This is a genomic window from Georgenia deserti (genome assembly GCF_042680605.1).
GTDB lineage: Bacteria > Actinomycetota > Actinomycetes > Actinomycetales > Actinomycetaceae > Allobogoriella > Allobogoriella deserti.
Genome location: NZ_JBHUEE010000002.1, coordinates 1 through 15,372 on the forward strand (window position 1 = coordinate 1; position 15,372 = coordinate 15,372).

A 15,372-nucleotide genomic window follows, 5' to 3' on the forward strand; every position below is an offset into this window, starting at 1 on the left:
GTCGCATCGACGTCCTACACGCCATGCTCCGCAACGGCGCCTTCTACGACCCACCCACCCCCGCCGCCGCTTGACGGCAGAGATAGGGACACCCCCCCATAGCGCACGAGGCAGCCCATCAGCGGGTCGGGAGAAACAGCCGATCATGCGACGACAGGCGGATACGAGGGGACGTACCGAAACTTCACGACCCCGTCGCTCCCCGGTCACGGACAGTCATTCCGGACGCAACCTGTCTCAGATTGTCTCGTTCATGCCCACCGCAACTCGACGGGGAGAGACCGATGACGACGACGACGGACGCCACCCGCTCAGCCCGTGCCGCCACCCTGCGCTGCGGGCTCGCCGCCGGCGCGCTGGCGCTGGCCGCGGTGGCCGGACTGCCCACCGACGCCGCCGCGGCGACGTACTCGGCACCGCTGCAGACGGCGATCGCGGACCTTCCGGTCGCGGCAGAGCAGCGCGACGGCTACGACCGTGACCTGTTCGAGCACTGGGTCGACGCCGACGGCGACGGCTGCGACGCTCGCGACGAGGTCCTCATCGCCGAGGCCGATGACGCGCCCACCGTGGGCGCCGGATGCGACCTGTCCGGCGGCCGCTGGTACTCGTACTACGACGGCGTCTCCCAGTACGACACCTCGGACATCGACATCGACCACATGGTTCCGCTCGCGGAGGCGTGGGACTCCGGCGCGTACGCCTGGGACGCCGGCCGCCGCGAGGCCTATGCCAACGACCTCGACGACTACCGCACCCTGGTCGGCGTCACCGATTCGGTCAACCAGTCCAAGAGCGACCAGGACGTTGCCGAATGGTTGCCGGACCAGCAGCAGTGCCGCTACCTGCGCGAGTACGTCGCCGTGAAGATCCGCTGGGACCTCTCGGTGGACACGGCCGAGCAGGCGGCGATGAACGACCTCGCCGCGGACTGCGACAACCTCACCATCGAGGTCGAGACCGTCTGAGCCGGGGCATCCGTTCGTTGGGCCGGGCCGGGCTTCATCCCACCGACGACGGGGCCGGCCTCTGCCAGACTGGCCACCGTGCGTCCTTCGCCGCCCTCGCCACGGTCTCCGGCCGGGCGCGCGAGGTCGGCGCCCAGACCGGCCTGGGTGGCCCTGGCGGCGTGCGCGGCGTGGCTGGCGCTGTGGTCGTTGACCCCCGGCCTGCGCAGCGACGGCGTGGGCAGCTGGTTCAGCGCCGACTCCGCGGCCGTGCTGCTCATCGAGAGCGGCGTCGCCGTCGTCGTCGTCGCGGCCCTGCTTGTCACGCACGACCGGGTCAACCGCGTGCTGTTCGCACCCTCGCGGCAGCGTTGGCTCTACGCGCTGCCGGCCCTCCTGGCCGTGGCGCTGCCCTTCCACGCCAGCCCGAGCGTGCCGCTACCGGTGTACGTGGCGTGGATGACGATCTCGGTCTTCTGGCAGGACTACCTCACGTTCGGGCTGCTGCAGTCCTACATCCGCGAGCGCCTGCCCGCGTGGGCGACGGTCGCCGTCGTCGCTGGCATGTTCTGGCTCGGCCACGCGGTCTTCCTGCCGGACCGGTTCGGCCCGGCTCATCCGGTACCCAGCGCGGCGATGATCGTACTCGGCGCAGCCTTCGCCCTCCTGCGCGAGCGGCTCGGCACCCTGCACCTGATGCTGGCCCTGCACCTGGCCTTCTACTTCGTGGCCGTCTGAGCTCTCACCAGAACGCGCGCACGGCGATGGCGTCGGCGAAGCTGTCCACGCCGTCGGACGTGGTCGACAGGTACAGCGAGGCGTCCGTGAGGGCGACTTCCATGACGTGCAGCTCGTCGTCACCCTCGACGACGTCGATGCGGCAGAAGATGAGCTGCTCGTCCCGGCCCATCCGGTCCTTGATGTAGGAGTGTATGGCGTGCCGCGCCCGCTCGCCGAGCCGCCACTCGGCGTCGGTGGCGTTCCGCGCATGCACCACCTCCTGCGGCTCCTCACTGGGTTGGTACGGCCCGCGCAGCATCGCCTCCTTCTCGACGGCGTGGGAGACGAGCCCATTCATGAAGACCAGCGCGGTCTCACCGCGTTCGTCGACCGACTCCAGATAGCGCTGGACCATGACCGCCCGCCCCTCGCTGAGCAGCTCCATGGCGTGGCTGATCGCCTGCTGGCGCGAGACCGGGTCGACCGCGGTGTAGCGGCCCGAGTCGTGGCTGAGGGACGAGATGGCCGGCTTGACCACGAAGTCGCCGTTCGCGGGAAAACGGGTGTGGACCTGGCGCTTGGAGTAGTTCTGGTCCGGTTCCAGCCAGATCGTCGGCACGATCGGCATCCCACGGCGCTCGAGTTCGATGAGGTAGTGCTTGTCCGTGTTCCAGCGCAGCACGTCAGCATGGTTGACGATCCGCGGGACCGACTCGGCCCAGGCGAGGAACTCCTCGCGCCGGGCCGCGTAGTCGTGCACCGACCGCACCACCACCATGCCGGCGGCGGACCAGTCGACGTCCGGATCGTCCCAGACAGCGACGCGCGGCTCGATACCGCGTTCGGCCAACGCGTCCGGCAGCGGCGCGTCGTCCTCGTCGAGGTTCGGCAGGTCGGAGCAGGTGGCGAGGGTCACGATCGGCTTGGACACGGGGTCAACGTATCGTGCACGCCTACGTCCGCCGCCAGCCGGGGCCGGGCGCGTGAGCTTCGTCTCGACCGGACCATGCACCGACCGGATGGTGAGACGGGAGCGCCTGTGGCTCGCCTGGCCGGTCACCGAGCGGTTCGCTGGGAACATCCGTCCCGATCTCGTCGGGACCTGCTGCGCCCACTCGAACTCTCGAAGGATCGACCATGACATTCCTGCGCCGCGGCGCCCTGCTCGCCGCCTCCGCCGGCCTCACCCTCACCCTCGCTGCGTGCGCCGGCGGCGACTCCGACGCCGAGCCCGGCGAGGCCGGCAACCCGGTCCGCATCGGTGTCGTCGGGGCGTCCGACCCGCAATGGGGCATCTTCGAAGAGCTCGCCGCCGAGGAGGGCATCGAGGTCGAGATCGTCGACTTCACCGATTACACCCAGCCGAACCCGGCGCTGACCGACGGGGATCTGGACCTCAACCAGTTCCAACACCTGCTCTACCTCGCGCAGTACAACGTGGCCGACGGGCAGGACCTCACGCCCATCGGCGCGACCGCGGTCTACCCGCTGGCGCTGTACTCCTTCGAGCACGAGTCCGTCGAGGACATCCCCGACGGCGGGGAGATCGCCATTCCCAACGACGTCACCAACCAGGGTCGCGCTCTCAACGTGCTGCAGGAGGCCGGTCTCGTCACGCTGACCGACGATGCCGGCGTCGTCCCCACCACCACCGACATCGTGGCCGAGGAGTCCTCGGTGACGGTCACACCTGTGGAAGCGAACCAGACCGTCGTCGCGCTCGACTCGGTCGACGCCTCGATCGTCAACAACGACTTCGTCGCCGACGGCGGCCTGGACCCGGCCGATGCGCTCTTCGAGGACGACGCCGAGTCCGAGGTGGCCGAGCCGTACATCAACGTCTGGGCCAGCCGGGCGGAGGACGCGGACAACGAGACGTTCCACCGGCTCGTGGAGCTCTTCAACTCCGAGGAGGTCTCGGACGCCCTGGTCGAGAATTCGGGCGGCACGGCCTCACTGGCGAACCAGGACGCCGGCGAGCTGCAGGACATCCTCGCCGAGATCGAGTCGAGCCTGCAGGAGTGACGGACGTGGGTGCGGCGGCGGCCTCCTCCGAGGCGATCATCCGCCTCGACGGAGTGCACAAGGTCTTCGGCGAGGGCCCCGGCGCCGTGCGCGCCGTGAACGACGTGAGCCTGGACATCCGGCGCGGGGAGATCTTCGGCGTCATCGGCTACTCCGGTGCCGGCAAGTCGACGCTGGTCCGGCTGATCAACGGCCTCGAGCCGGTCACCTCGGGCACGCTCGAGGTCGACGGGCGCACGGTCTCGGCGATGTCGGAGCGGCAGCTGCGCTCGCTCCGTCCGCACCTGGGCATGATCTTCCAGCAGTTCAACCTGTTCGGCTCCAAGTCCGTCGCCGAGAACGTCGCCTATCCGCTGCGGGTGGCGGGCTGGGACAAGGCCGAGCGCGAGGAGCGGGTCGCCGAACTGCTGAGGTTCGTCGGGCTCGCCGACAAGTCACGGGCGCGTCCGGCCGAACTGTCCGGCGGCCAGAAGCAGCGCGTGGGGATCGCCAGAGCCCTGGCCTCGCGGCCGACGATCCTGCTGGCCGACGAGTGCACCTCGGCGCTCGACCCGGAGACCACGCGCGACGTCCTCGGCCTGCTGCGGCGGGTCAACGACGAGCTCGGCGTCACCATCGTGGTCATCACCCACGAGATGGACGTGGTCAAGTACCTCTGTGACCGGGTCGCGGTCATGGAGCACGGGCGCGTGGTCGAGGCCGGCGAGGTCTACGACATCTTCGCCCGTCCACAGGAGGAGGTCACCCGCCGGTTCGTCGGCACGTCGCTGCGCGACCGGCCCGGCCCCGAGGTGCTCGCCCGGCTCGCCGCCGGCCATCCGGGCACCCTGGTGACCGTCACGGTCCAGGAGGAGGCCGGATCCTCCGACCGGATCATGCGAACCTTCGCCCGGCACGACGTGGCCGGCGCGATCGTCTACGGCGGGATCACCGAGATCGGTGAGCGCCCGTTCGGTTCGCTGACGCTGGCGCTGACCGGCGAGGAGACCGCGAAGCGCGCGGCGCTGGCAGAGCTCCGGGCATTCACGGCCGTCGAGGAGTACCCGCACCTGTCGAGCGAGGTGGAGCGATGAAGTTCGACTGGGCGCAGAACTGGCCGGTCTTCGTCGGCGAGTTCTGGACCACGCTGTACATCGTCGGGATCGCGATCGGCATCGGCGGCGCGGTCGGGCTGGTGCTGGGCGTGGTGCTGTATGTGACCCGGCGCGGCGGCCTGCTGGCCAACCGGTGGGTCTTCACCGGACTGAACGTGCTGGTGAACTTCGTCCGGCCGATCCCGTTCATCATCTTCCTCACCGCCGTCGGGCCGCTGACGATCGCGCTGACCGGCTCGCGGATCGGGACCGAGGCGTTCATCGTCCCGGCGACGATCATGGCGTCCTTCGCGACCTCGCGGATCGTGGAGCAGAACCTGGTCGCGCTGGATCCGGGCCTGATCGAGGCGGCCCGGTCCATGGGCGCCTCCCCCCTGCGGATCATCCTCACCGTGGTGATCCCGGAGGCGCTCGCGCCGCTGATCCTCGGTTACACGTTCCTGTTCATCGCCGTCGTCGACATGTCGGCCCTGGCCGGCTTCGTCGGCGGCGGCGGGCTCGGCGACTTCGCACTCACCCAGGGTTACCAGCGCTTCGACTGGGGCACCACGTACATCACGGTGCTGGTCATCGTGCTGCTCGTGCAGGCGATCCAGTTCTTGGGCAACTTCCTCGCGCGCAAGGTGTTGGGCCGCTGAGCCGCCCCGCCCCACTGCCGAGAGCGGACGATCGAGTCATGAGCGCATGTTTGAACATCCGCTCATGACTCGGGTTTCCGCTCTCGGCGGGCGGCGGCGCTGAGCGGCCCGGCCGGACGGACCGTAAGGTGTGGTCATGACCCTTCCCGACCCGTTCGACGTCCGCACCGCGGCCGTCTCCGCCGTCGGCCTCATCGGCGGCTACACCGCCGCCCGGGTGACCGGCAAGCGTCCGCTCGGCGGGCTCGTCCTCGCCGCCGCCGGTGGCCTTGCCGCCCGCACGTGGATCGCCCGCGACGGCGCCGGGCCAGCTGCGGCGCTGACCGCCGGGTACATCGCCGCCTTCGGCCTCTCGCACCCGCTGGCGAAGGCCATCGGCGCCTGGCCCGCGGTGCTGACGGTGACGGCGGCCCACGCGGCCGCCGCGCACGTCGTCTCGGACGCCTACCGGCGGTAGCGCCTACCCCTTGATCGACCCACTGGCCAGGCCGGCCACGTAGAAGCGCTGCAGCGCCACGTACAGGATCACGCACGGGATCATCGCGACGACGGCCCCCGCGGCGATGAGGCCGAAATTGATGTCCCCGTACGCGCCCTGCTGCAGATTCACCATGGACACCGGCAGCGTGTAGAGATCCTGATCGGTCAGGAACGTCAGCGCGCCGAGGAACTCGGTCCATGACGCGAGGAACGCGTACAGCGCCGCGGTGGCGAAGCCCGGCGTGATGAGCGGGCGCAGCACGGAGGTGAGCAGGCGGACGATGCCGGCGCCGTCCACCAGGGCCGCGGCCTCGAGCTCGTCCGGGACCGCCTCGAACGCGTTCCGCATGACGAAGACGCAGAACGGCAGGTTCACCGTCGTGTAGAAGAGCACCAGGCCGAGGAGCGAGTCGGTCAGCCGCAGCGCGTTCATCTCCAGGTACAGCGGCGTGAGGATCGCCTGGAAGGGCACCATCATGGTCAGCAGCACGAGCCCGAAGAGCCACGGCAGCAGCCGGAAGCGGAACTTCGCGAACCCGTATCCGGCGAGCGTGGCCACCACGGCGGTGAGCACGGCCGTGCACACCGAGACGATGATGCTGTTGATCACCGATCGTCCGAGTTCGCTCTGGGCGGCGAGCATCCGGAAGTTCTCGCTCGTCCAGTCGAAGAAGGTCGACGCCTCCGGTGCGCTGACGATGACCTCACCCGGCTGGACCGAACGGACCAGCGCGAACGCGAGTGGCACCACGAAGACCAGGGCCGCCAGCGTGCCACCGGTGACGTAGAGCAGGTACTTGGTCCGCGTCTCTCGCGTGGATCGGTCGGCCGAGGCCCGCGCCGATGCGGCGGCGCGCCCCGGAGCGGCGGGCTTGCGGGGGGTGGCGGTGGCGACCATGGCTTCCTCAGTCTCGTTCCCGGAGCATCCAGAACTGCAGAGCGGTGACCAACGCGGTCAGCAGCACGAGCAGCAACGACATCGCCGTCGCGGCCCCGAGCTGGAGGTCGACGAAGGCCCGGCGGTAGATGGACATGACGACGGTGGTGGTCTCCGATCCCGGCCCACCCTGGGTGAGGATGAAGAACTGGGTGAAGCCCAGGAACGAGCCGATCACCGAGATGATGACGCTCATCGCGATCGCCCGCCGGATCATCGGAATGGTCACGCGCCGTTCCGTCTGCCACCAGGTGGCGCCGTCGAGTTCGGCCGACTCGTAGACCTCCCTCGGCACCCCCTGCATCGCCGACATGAGCAGGATCATCGTCAGGCCGGAGACGCCCCAGATGACCAGGACGCAGATGAGCGCGGTGGCGAGCGGCCCGTCGACCAGCCATGCCGTCGAGCCGTCGGTGATGCCGAGCCAGCGCAGGACGATGTTGACGGCACCGCTGTCCGGCTGAGCCTCGAGCAGCATGATGAAGCTGATGGTCGTCAGGCCCACGACGAACGGCAGGAAGAACACCGTCCGCAGCAGTGTGGAGCCGCGCCGGTTGGCGCGCACGATGACGGCAAGGGTGTACCCGAGGACGAGGATCGGACCAGTGACGATCGCCGTGTAGACCAGTGTGTAGAGGATCGACCTGCCGAAGACCGGATCGGACAGCGCGAGCGCGAAGTTCTCCAGGCCGACGAACTCGAAGCTGCCGATGAGCGGGAAGTTCGTCAGCGAGATGTAGACCGCTGCCAGCAGCGGCGCGAAGACGAAGACCACGACGAACGCCACCGCGGGCAGCACGAGCAGGAGCCCGGTCCGGCGCGGATGGGTGAGCGAATCGCTGCGGCGCCGCCGCGGCACGCCGGCCGGGGCGGTAGCACGTGAGGTGACGGCACTCATGCGTCCCCCTGTCGAAGGATCAGGTCGTAGCGGTCCTGGGCCTCGTCCATGGCGGCCTCGATCTCGCCGGCGAAGACCGCTCGGCGGAACATCTCCAACCACGGCCCGTCGGGCTGGTTGTAGATCCGGTTGTAGGACAACGACAACGGTGCGTACCCGGCGTCGAGCTGTTCCAGCGGGGCGACGGCGAGCGGGAACTGCTCGCGGAACGCGTCCGTCGCGGCGTCGGCCCTTACGGGTGTGTAGCCGCCGGCGGGCAGGTTCGACTGCTGCTCGATCTCGAGGCAGAAGCGGACGTACTCCCACGCGGCCGAGGGGTTGGCGGCCCCGTTCGGGATGGCGAAGTTGTCACCGCCGTCGAAGAAGCTGACCCCGCCGTCGGGACCGGCGAGCAGCCGCACCTCGGTGCGCTCCAGCAACGCGGGGTCGGCGTCGGGAACGATCACGCCGTAGGAGGCTGGCTTCATGCCGATCCGGCCGGAGAGGTAGTCGGCGTTCCAGCGGGAGGCGTCGTCGGCGTACGCCACCGGCGGCACGAGGTCCTCCTCCCAGAAGGTCCGGAGCAGTTCGAGGGTGCGCCGCACGGACTCGTTGCCCGCCACATTGCCGGTCTGGCCGCCGATCTGCCCGGCGATGAGGTCGGTGTCGGTCGCCCAGATGTGTGGCTGAACCGTGAAGCCCAGAGCGCCGGAGGCGTTGCCCGGGTACGACCAGCCGTAGACGTCCTCCTCGAGGGCGCTGATGGCGCGCGCCGCCTCGAGGTACCCGGCGAAGGAACCGGTCGCCTCGTCGACGTCGACCCCGGCCCGCTCGAAGAGGTCGAGGTTGCAGAACAGCACTGAGTTGTCCGCGAGGAACGGCACGGCGTAGAAGCGCTCGTCCTTGGTGGCCAGACCGAGGTGCCCGGGACTGAGCCGGTCCCGGTAAGGCAACTCCTCGATGAGCGGGGTGAGGTCGGTGAAGGCGTCGCGGTAGATGAACAGCGCGGAGTAAATGTCGTCGATGTCGACCAGGTCGGGCGGACGCCGGCCCCGGATGGCGGTGGCCAACTTGGTGACGTACTGGCTGTTCGGAATCGGGGTGAGCTCCACCCGGATCCGGTCCTGGGCGGCGTGGAACGCCTCGACCATCGCCTCGTTGCCGGTCAGGGTGTCCGAGCGGCACCAGAGGTTGAGGGTGCCACTCGCCCCCTCGCCGAAACCGGCCACGGTGACGTCGGCGGGCTCGAGCTGCCCACCGCAGCCGGCCAGCGCCGCGGCGGCGCCACCGATGCCGGCCAGTGCCAGGAAGTCCCGGCGTGAGAGCGTCATTGCTCCTCCTCGCGTCGCGGTCAGTCGCCGACGGCGGGCACCCAGACCCGCATGGGGTTGGGCCCTCGGTTGGCCCACACGTGGTACGGCACCGCGGTCAGCGCCACCGGCTCCCCGTGCCCCGACGGCCGCGTACCGGCCTCGGCGTACGGGGTGGCGGCCTGCGGTGGCGGCGTCCCGCGGTAGCCACGGGCGCGGAGCACGGTCACTCCGCCGAGCAGGTCCGGCCGGTGCTCCTCGGTGATCTCCCCGGTGACGTCGAGCAGCATGTCGTCGACGACGACGCCGTCGGGCTGGTCGGCGCCCTCGAAGGCGTACACGAGCGGCCCGCGTTCGATCGCGACGCAGCCGCGCACCGCGTCGACGCGGTGGTCCGCCGTCGTCAGGCGGGGCCGCATCGGTAGGTCGAGCCGCATGGTCTCCCCCGCCTGCCAGGTGCGGGTGAGCGTGGCGTAACCGGGTCGGACGGTCTCGCCGTCGAGCGTGGCCCCCTCGGCCCAGGCGGGCACGCGCAGTGAGAGCGCGACGGGCGTGTCCGGGGCGCGGCGCACGGTGACCTCGATGCGCCCCTGCCACGGGTAGTTCGTCGCGACGTCGAGTTCGAGGCCGCCGGCGGCGACGGTGCCGGGGACGTACTGGTGAAGCTGCACGGAGGATGCGCCGTCGGGCGAGCTGTCGGTGCCGGTGGTCGCGACGTAACCGGAGAGGCTGGACAGGGTCCGCATGATGTTCGGCGGGCAGCACGCACAGTCGAACCACCCGCGCCGTCCGTGCGCCGGGCTGCGGTCCCCCTCCGGGTGGGCGTCGCTGCGCAACTGCAGCGGGTTGACGTAGAAGTACTCGGTACCGCTCAAGGAGACACCGGCGAGGAAGCCGTTGTAGAGCATGCGCTCGATCTGGTCGGCGTAGCGCGCCTCACCGGTGGCCAGGAGCATCCGCCACGCCCACTGGACCCCGCCGATGGCGGCGCAGGTCTCGGCGTAGGCGCGGTCGGTCGGCAGTTCGAACGGGTCTCCGAAGGACTCGCCCTCCCACCGGGCCCCGAGCCCTCCGGTGAGGTACTGCTTGGCGCGCTCCATCGCGTCGTACTGGTGCTCGAGGGCCGCAAGCAGTTCACGGTCGCCGGTCTCGACGGCGACGTCCGTGGCGCCGGCGGCGAGGTAGACGGCGCGGACGGCGTGGCCTTCCACCGTGGTCGCATCCCGGACCGGGACTCGATCGGAGAAGTACGTCGGCGCGTGCCCGTGGCCGGCGATGATGCCCCGGCCGCGGGCGTCGACGAACCAGCGGGCGAGCTCGAGGTAGGCGTCGGTGCCGGTCTCGCGGTACAGCTCGACGAGCGCCATCTCAATCACCGGGTGACCGTCGACGTCCTCGGCCCGGCCCGGCCCGAAGGTCGCGACGAGATGGTCGGCCACCTTGATGGCGACGTCGAGCAGCTCGCGGCGCCCGGTCGCCCGGGCTTGGGCCACGGCGGCCTGGATCAGATGCCCGGCGCAGTAATGCTCGTGGCTCCACGGCAGGTCCCGGTAGCGCTGTCCCTCCCGGTGCGGGACGACCGAATTGAGGTAGCCGTCCTCTGCCTGGGCGCGGGCGAGGAGCTCGGTCAGCTCGAGTTGGGAGGTCAGCAGCTCCGCCTCGCCGCTGCGCCCGTACTCCCAGGCGGCAGCCTCGAGCCACTTGTGCACGTCAGAGTCGGCGAACACCGGTCCCTCCGGCTCACCGGCGGCCGTGCCGGCCGCGATCTCGAGATTGCGGACGTTGCCGGCCGCACGCAGGTGGGTCAGCCCGGACGGGATCGACGCGCCGCGGTTGGCCTCCGCCCGCTGGTGCCACAGGCCACCGGTGATCCGGGCGTCACCCGGTGGTACGGGGCGCAGCCGTACCGAGGCCGAGTCGGTGGGCGCGGCGGGTCCGGCGAGAACGCCGGTGCGAGCGGTCGCAGTCATGAGTCTCCTCGTCGAGCTTCGGAAACGTACGGCACACGTTTTCCGGCACGGTAGACGTGGCCTGACACACCTGTCAACGGCGCGATACTGGCGTAGATGCACGGACATCCGGTGCTCACGTGCCGTACACTCGCCCCACTGCGCCGGGCGGACAGAACGCCTGGAAATGACGGAGGTAGGCGTGAGCGAGCAGCACAGACCCGTGCGCATCGTGGACGTCGCCGCGCTCGCTGGAGTCTCCCCCGGGACCGTCTCCAAGGCGCTGAACAACAACGGGCTGCTCAAGGACAGCACCCGGGACCGGGTGCGCGAGGCGGCCGACAAGCTGGGATTCGTCCCGCACGCCGGGGCGCGCTCGCTCCACAGCCGGCGGACCTTCACCGTCGGGCTGCTGAGCACCGACAACGCCGGCCGTTTCTCTCTGCCTGTGGTGCTCGGCGCCGAGAACGCACTGCTCGCGGGCCAGGTCTCGGCACTGCTCGCCACGGCCCGGCACGATCCGGTGCGCGAGCAGCATCACATCCGCACGCTGGTGAGCCGCCGGGTCGACGGCATCATCGTCACCGGTCGCACCACCGAACCGCGTGCGCCGATCGAGGCCCTGGCGCCCGTCGTCTACGCGTTCGCGCCGTCGACCGATCCGGAGGACGCCTCGGTCGTGCCGGACGACGCCACCGGCATGCGCCAGATCGTCGACCACCTGAGGACACTGGGGCACCGACGTCTGGCCTACGTCGGCGGCCGCGAGGATCAACGCAGCTCGAAGGTCCGCCACGAGGCGACGCAGACCGCGGCCGCCGAGCAGGGCATGGAACTCGTCGGACCTCCGCGGTTCGGCGAGTGGAGCGAACGCTGGGGCCGCCACGCCGTCGACATGCTCGTCGCGGACGGCCTCCTCGGCCCGGAGTCCGCGGAACCGGTCGACGCCGTCGTCTTCGCCTCCGACCAGCTGGCTCGCGGTGGTACCGACCGGCTCCGGGAACGGGGCCTGCGCATCCCGGAGGACGTGGCGGTCACCGGGTACGACGACTGGCAGGTCATGTCGCTCGCCAGCAGACCCCCCCTGACGACGGTGGACATGCGGCTGGAGACCCTCGGCCAGCGCGCCGCGGAGCTGCTGCTCGCCGCGCTGGACGGCGAGCCGTTGCACGGCACGGAGATGCTGGCACCGCGGCTCGTGGTCCGGGAGTCCACGCTCGGCACGTCCTGACGGCGCCTCCTGACTCATCCCGAGCCGCTCCCGACCGGGCGCGAAACCTGAGTCGCCGCGCCCGCCGCGCCCCGGTGCGGCCCCCGCGACGCACGGCTCACCTTCTCGCGTCATCGCTCCGTGCGGGGGAGCTGTCCCCATGGTCATACGCCGGCGATTCCCGGAAGATGTAGGCCACTGCCTGGCGAGACGACACAGAATGGAGCGGACCATGGACGCCGGTCTCTGGATCCTCCTGCTGATTGCGCTGGTGATCATCAGCATCGTGAACTGGGTCCGGCGCCGCGGCTCCGGCTACCACGACGGGTACGACGACGGGTATGGCGGCGGCTACCGCCGAGGCTATCGGCGCAGCTACCGACGTCGGTCCTCGTGGGGCAGCACTCGCAGCCGCACGGGTCGCAGCCGGTCGAGCGGATTCTCCGGCGGCGGCGGCTCGTTCGGGTCCTCGCGCCGCTCCGGAGGCGGGGGCCGGTTCGGTTCCTCGCGGGGAGGTTCGCGCAAGCGGTCCTCGCGTGGTGGATCACGCAAACGGTCCTCACGCCGGCGCAAGTGAGCGAGCCGGCTGCGGACCGGACCGGGCCCGGACCCGCGTTGTGCGAGACATCACCGGCTCGGACGCCGGATCGCGCTTGGAGCCGCCGACGCCGGTGCAGTAAAGTCAACGGGTCGACGCGCACCGCTAGCTCAATCGGCAGAGCAACTGACTCTTAATCAGTGGGTTCTGGGTTCGAGTCCCAGGCGGTGTACCACTCTCGCCGGAAGCCCCGCATCACACCGGTCCTCGTCGCCGCCTGGGACTGCGTGCCCACCGCGGGGTGCCCGGGCCGCTTCCGGGCGCGGTCACCCCTTCATCCGGCGTTCACTCTGCGTCACTACGGTCACGTGCGCCATATCGGACGACCATCGATGGGGAAGTGGACGCCTTGACGACACGGAGCAGACGACTCGCCGCGTATGCGGCCGTGGCGGCTTCGGCTGTGGCGATGGCCGGGCTGTCGGCACCGTCCCTCGCTGCCGAGGACCAGCGCGGGGGCCAGCCCGAGAACCAGCCCGGCATCATCGGCCATCGCGGGAGCGCCGGGACTGCCCCGGAAAACACCGTCCCCTCGATGCGGGACGCACGCACAGCGGGCGCGGATCTCTTCGAGATCGACCTGCAGATGAGCAGCGACGGCGTGCCCTTCCTCTTCCACGACACGACCGCTGCCCGCACCACGAACGTCGCTGATGTGTTCCCGGAGCGCGCCGACGATCACATCACGAGCTTCACGTGGGACGAGCTGTCCCAGCTGGATGCCGGGTCATTCTTCGGCACGCCGTTCCACGGGACCGATATCCCGCATCTGGACGCCGCCGCCCGGCAGGCCCGCGGTTGGACCGGGGTCAACGTCGAGATCAAGGAGCCCTCCGCCTCGCCGGGCGTCGAACAGGCGCTGGCGGACACGATCGCCGAGAACCGGGACTGGCAGCGCCTACTGGCGCAGGACAAGCTGATCGTGAGTTCCTTCGACGTCGAGTCTCTGGAGACCTTCCACGAGCTCGCACCGGAGGTCCCGGTGCTGCCGATCGCCGGCGAGCTGCCCGGCGACGAGGTGCTGGCCGAGTGGGCGGAGTACTCGGTCGGCGTCGTGACCAACTACCGCAACCTGGAGCCGGGTGACGTCTCCCGTGTCCACGACCTCGGACTGGAGCTGGGCACGTACACGGTCAACAGCCCGGAGGCGATGCAGCAGCTCACCGACCAGGGCGTCGACTGGATCATCACCGACTTCCCGCGCGTGCTCTCGCGCATGCAGGGCGGAAAGGACCCGATCCCGGCGGCCGACGGGATCGAGGTCGCCGAGGTCGTCGCCGACGTGCCGGGAGCGGACCTGCAGCCGGAGACCGGCGAGCACGTCGTGCTCACCAACACCGCCGACCGCGCGATCGACGTCAGCGGCTACCTGCTGCAGGACGCCGCACTCAATCGGCTCGTCGTCGGCGACGGCTATGTGCTCGAGCCCGGCGAGGAGTTGCGGGTCTACACCGGGCCGGGGACGAACTCGGACGACGCCTACTACAACGATCACGGGGCGAACGTGCTGAACAACGGCGGCGACTCGATCGCCGTCCTGAGGCCGGACCCGGCACGGGTGCTGCTCGACCTGTTCGCGTACTGAGGCACGTTCGCGCTTCTGAGCACGTTCAGGTCCTGAGACGAGCACGGCGGGCGGGCCGGCTTCCGGCCCACCCGCCGTCGCGACCCCGACGGAGCTACTTCATCGTCCCCTGGCTCACCGATCCCTGCAGCTGGCGCTGGAAGATCACGTAGACCACCAGCACCGGGACGATCGTGATGACGACGGCGGCGAACATCTGGTCGAAGTTCGAGCGATACCCGGCGGAGGACACGAACGAGGCCAATCGCTGCGAAAGCACCCAATTGTCCTGGTTGGTGTTCAGCGCCACGGGCAAGATGAACTGGTTCCACAGCCCGAGAAAGTTGAAGATCGCCACCGAGGCCATGCCCGGCCGGGCCATCGGGAGCATCACCTGGAAGAACGTGCGCCACTCCCCCGCGCCGTCGATCTTCGCGGCCTCGGCCATCTCGTTCGGCAATGACCGGAAGAACGAGTAGAGGAAGAACACCGTGAACGGCAGCGCGAAGGCGACGTAGGTGAGGATCAGCCCGGGCAACGTGCCGCGCAGGCCGATGTTCTCCAGCACGAAGAACAACGGCACGATCGCCAGGAAGACCGGGAACGTGAGCCCGGCCAGCATGAGGTAGTAGATCGCGCGGCGTCCGGGGAACTCGAAGCGGCCGAGCACGTAGGCACACATCGCCCCGAGGAGCATCACGAGCACCAGCGCCGAACCGACCACGACCACGGTGTTGAAGAACGCCTGACCGATCTGCGCCTGGGTCCAGGCGTTGGCGTAGTTCTCGAAGCTCCAGGACGCCGGCAGCCCGAACGGTTCGCTGAAGATCTCGGTGTTGGTCTTGAAGGAGCTCAGGACCGTCCACAACATCGGCGCGATGACGAGGATGCACCAGATCACCAGGACGGTGTGCGCAACCTTGGGAACGATGCGGCCACTGGTCGGCGGCGGGGTCCTGACCGTGTCTTCTCGCGCGCGCGGCGAGGGGTTCTCGTCGGGTTTCATCGTGGGCAGTACTCCTG

At 69.8% G+C, this 15,372-nt stretch carries 15 protein-coding genes and 1 tRNA gene; 10 read left to right on the plus strand and 6 right to left on the minus strand.

Features of this window, described 5'->3' with window-relative positions:
- The first annotated feature begins 284 nt into the window (after positions 1-284).
- Positions 285-968: an HNH endonuclease family protein gene (locus ACFSE6_RS03685; protein WP_388002369.1), complete on the plus strand. Its 684-nt coding sequence runs from the start codon at positions 285-287 to the stop codon at positions 966-968.
- Between the two features lie 147 nt (positions 969-1,115).
- Entirely contained in the window at positions 1,116-1,685 is a 570-nt protein-coding gene (locus ACFSE6_RS03690) for a hypothetical protein (protein WP_388002370.1), read from the plus strand.
- Between the two features lie 4 nt (positions 1,686-1,689).
- On the opposite strand, the gene ACFSE6_RS03695 is transcribed toward ACFSE6_RS03690, so the two are convergent.
- Positions 1,690-2,598 carry an ATP-grasp domain-containing protein gene (locus ACFSE6_RS03695; RefSeq protein ID WP_388002371.1) on the minus strand — a complete coding sequence of 303 codons (909 nt, stop codon included), beginning with the start codon at positions 2,596-2,598 and terminating at the stop codon, positions 1,690-1,692.
- A 206-nt stretch (positions 2,599-2,804) separates the two neighbouring features.
- Between ACFSE6_RS03695 and ACFSE6_RS03700 the strand changes: the two genes are divergently transcribed.
- From ACFSE6_RS03700 to ACFSE6_RS03715, 4 genes are all read left to right on the plus strand, one after another.
- Positions 2,805-3,692, plus strand: a complete 888-nt coding sequence (locus ACFSE6_RS03700; RefSeq protein ID WP_388002372.1) for a MetQ/NlpA family ABC transporter substrate-binding protein — start codon at positions 2,805-2,807, stop codon at positions 3,690-3,692.
- Positions 3,689-4,765: a methionine ABC transporter ATP-binding protein gene (locus ACFSE6_RS03705; protein ID WP_388002373.1), complete on the plus strand. Its 1,077-nt coding sequence runs from the start codon at positions 3,689-3,691 to the stop codon at positions 4,763-4,765. The genes ACFSE6_RS03700 and ACFSE6_RS03705 overlap by 4 nt, the downstream gene beginning before the upstream one ends.
- The gene (locus tag ACFSE6_RS03710) at positions 4,762-5,424 is read left to right on the plus strand and encodes a methionine ABC transporter permease (protein ID WP_388002374.1); all 663 of its coding nucleotides are present in this window, start codon (positions 4,762-4,764) and stop codon (positions 5,422-5,424) included. Before ACFSE6_RS03705 ends, ACFSE6_RS03710 begins: the two co-directional genes overlap by 4 nt.
- Before the next feature lie 136 nt (positions 5,425-5,560).
- Positions 5,561-5,881 carry a hypothetical protein gene (locus ACFSE6_RS03715; RefSeq protein ID WP_388002375.1) on the plus strand — a complete coding sequence of 107 codons (321 nt, stop codon included), beginning with the start codon at positions 5,561-5,563 and terminating at the stop codon, positions 5,879-5,881.
- 3 nt (positions 5,882-5,884) lie between these two features.
- On the opposite strand, the gene ACFSE6_RS03720 is transcribed toward ACFSE6_RS03715, so the two are convergent.
- From ACFSE6_RS03720 to ACFSE6_RS03735, 4 genes are read right to left on the minus strand one after another with little or no spacing between them, the layout of a single operon-like run.
- Entirely contained in the window at positions 5,885-6,802 is a 918-nt protein-coding gene (locus ACFSE6_RS03720; protein ID WP_388002376.1) for a carbohydrate ABC transporter permease, read from the minus strand.
- A gap of 7 nt (positions 6,803-6,809) precedes the next feature.
- Positions 6,810-7,739, minus strand: coding sequence for a carbohydrate ABC transporter permease (locus ACFSE6_RS03725; RefSeq protein ID WP_388002377.1), 930 nt, complete (start codon positions 7,737-7,739; stop codon positions 6,810-6,812).
- Complete coding sequence (locus ACFSE6_RS03730; RefSeq protein WP_388002378.1) at positions 7,736-9,049, minus strand: ABC transporter substrate-binding protein; 1,314 nt, start codon at positions 9,047-9,049, stop codon at positions 7,736-7,738. The genes ACFSE6_RS03725 and ACFSE6_RS03730 overlap by 4 nt, the downstream gene beginning before the upstream one ends.
- 20 nt (positions 9,050-9,069) lie before the next feature.
- Positions 9,070-10,998, minus strand: a complete 1,929-nt coding sequence (locus tag ACFSE6_RS03735; protein ID WP_388002379.1) for a glycoside hydrolase family 127 protein — start codon at positions 10,996-10,998, stop codon at positions 9,070-9,072.
- A gap of 181 nt (positions 10,999-11,179) precedes the next feature.
- Here ACFSE6_RS03735 and ACFSE6_RS03740 point away from each other — a divergent pair, with 181 nt between their 5' ends.
- From ACFSE6_RS03740 to ACFSE6_RS03755, 4 genes are all read left to right on the plus strand, one after another.
- The gene (locus ACFSE6_RS03740) at positions 11,180-12,208 is read left to right on the plus strand and encodes a LacI family DNA-binding transcriptional regulator (RefSeq protein ID WP_388002380.1); all 1,029 of its coding nucleotides are present in this window, start codon (positions 11,180-11,182) and stop codon (positions 12,206-12,208) included.
- Positions 12,209-12,419: 211 nt separating this feature from the next.
- Positions 12,420-12,764, plus strand: a complete 345-nt coding sequence (locus ACFSE6_RS03745) for a hypothetical protein (protein ID WP_388002381.1) — start codon at positions 12,420-12,422, stop codon at positions 12,762-12,764.
- Between the two features lie 120 nt (positions 12,765-12,884).
- Positions 12,885-12,960 (plus strand) — tRNA-Lys (locus ACFSE6_RS03750).
- A gap of 234 nt (positions 12,961-13,194) precedes the next feature.
- Positions 13,195-14,370 (plus strand): glycerophosphodiester phosphodiesterase family protein, encoded by a 1,176-nt coding sequence (locus ACFSE6_RS03755; RefSeq protein WP_388002382.1) that lies wholly within the window; start codon positions 13,195-13,197, stop codon positions 14,368-14,370.
- 94 nt (positions 14,371-14,464) lie between these two features.
- On the opposite strand, the gene ACFSE6_RS03760 is transcribed toward ACFSE6_RS03755, so the two are convergent.
- Positions 14,465-15,355: a carbohydrate ABC transporter permease gene (locus ACFSE6_RS03760; RefSeq protein ID WP_388003989.1), complete on the minus strand. Its 891-nt coding sequence runs from the start codon at positions 15,353-15,355 to the stop codon at positions 14,465-14,467.
- Between the last annotated feature and the right edge of the window lie 17 nt (positions 15,356-15,372).

What these genes read in the sequence shown, in the direction of transcription:
- ACFSE6_RS03685 (WP_388002369.1), top strand. Translation starts at nt 285, where the DNA reads ATGACGACGACGACGGACGCCACCCGCTCAGCCCGTGCCGCCACCCTG.
- ACFSE6_RS03725 (WP_388002377.1), bottom strand. Translation starts at nt 7,739, where the DNA reads ATGAGTGCCGTCACCTCACGTGCTACCGCCCCGGCCGGCGTGCCGCGG.
- ACFSE6_RS03760 (WP_388003989.1), bottom strand. Translation starts at nt 15,355, where the DNA reads ATGAAACCCGACGAGAACCCCTCGCCGCGCGCGCGAGAAGACACGGTC.
- ACFSE6_RS03720 (WP_388002376.1), bottom strand. Translation starts at nt 6,802, where the DNA reads ATGGTCGCCACCGCCACCCCCCGCAAGCCCGCCGCTCCGGGGCGCGCC.
- ACFSE6_RS03745 (WP_388002381.1), top strand. Translation starts at nt 12,420, where the DNA reads ATGGACGCCGGTCTCTGGATCCTCCTGCTGATTGCGCTGGTGATCATC.
- ACFSE6_RS03730 (WP_388002378.1), bottom strand. Translation starts at nt 9,049, where the DNA reads ATGACGCTCTCACGCCGGGACTTCCTGGCACTGGCCGGCATCGGTGGC.
- ACFSE6_RS03710 (WP_388002374.1), top strand. Translation starts at nt 4,762, where the DNA reads ATGAAGTTCGACTGGGCGCAGAACTGGCCGGTCTTCGTCGGCGAGTTC.
- ACFSE6_RS03735 (WP_388002379.1), bottom strand. Translation starts at nt 10,998, where the DNA reads ATGACTGCGACCGCTCGCACCGGCGTTCTCGCCGGACCCGCCGCGCCC.
- ACFSE6_RS03715 (WP_388002375.1), top strand. Translation starts at nt 5,561, where the DNA reads ATGACCCTTCCCGACCCGTTCGACGTCCGCACCGCGGCCGTCTCCGCC.
- ACFSE6_RS03700 (WP_388002372.1), top strand. Translation starts at nt 2,805, where the DNA reads ATGACATTCCTGCGCCGCGGCGCCCTGCTCGCCGCCTCCGCCGGCCTC.
- ACFSE6_RS03755 (WP_388002382.1), top strand. Translation starts at nt 13,195, where the DNA reads ATGGCCGGGCTGTCGGCACCGTCCCTCGCTGCCGAGGACCAGCGCGGG.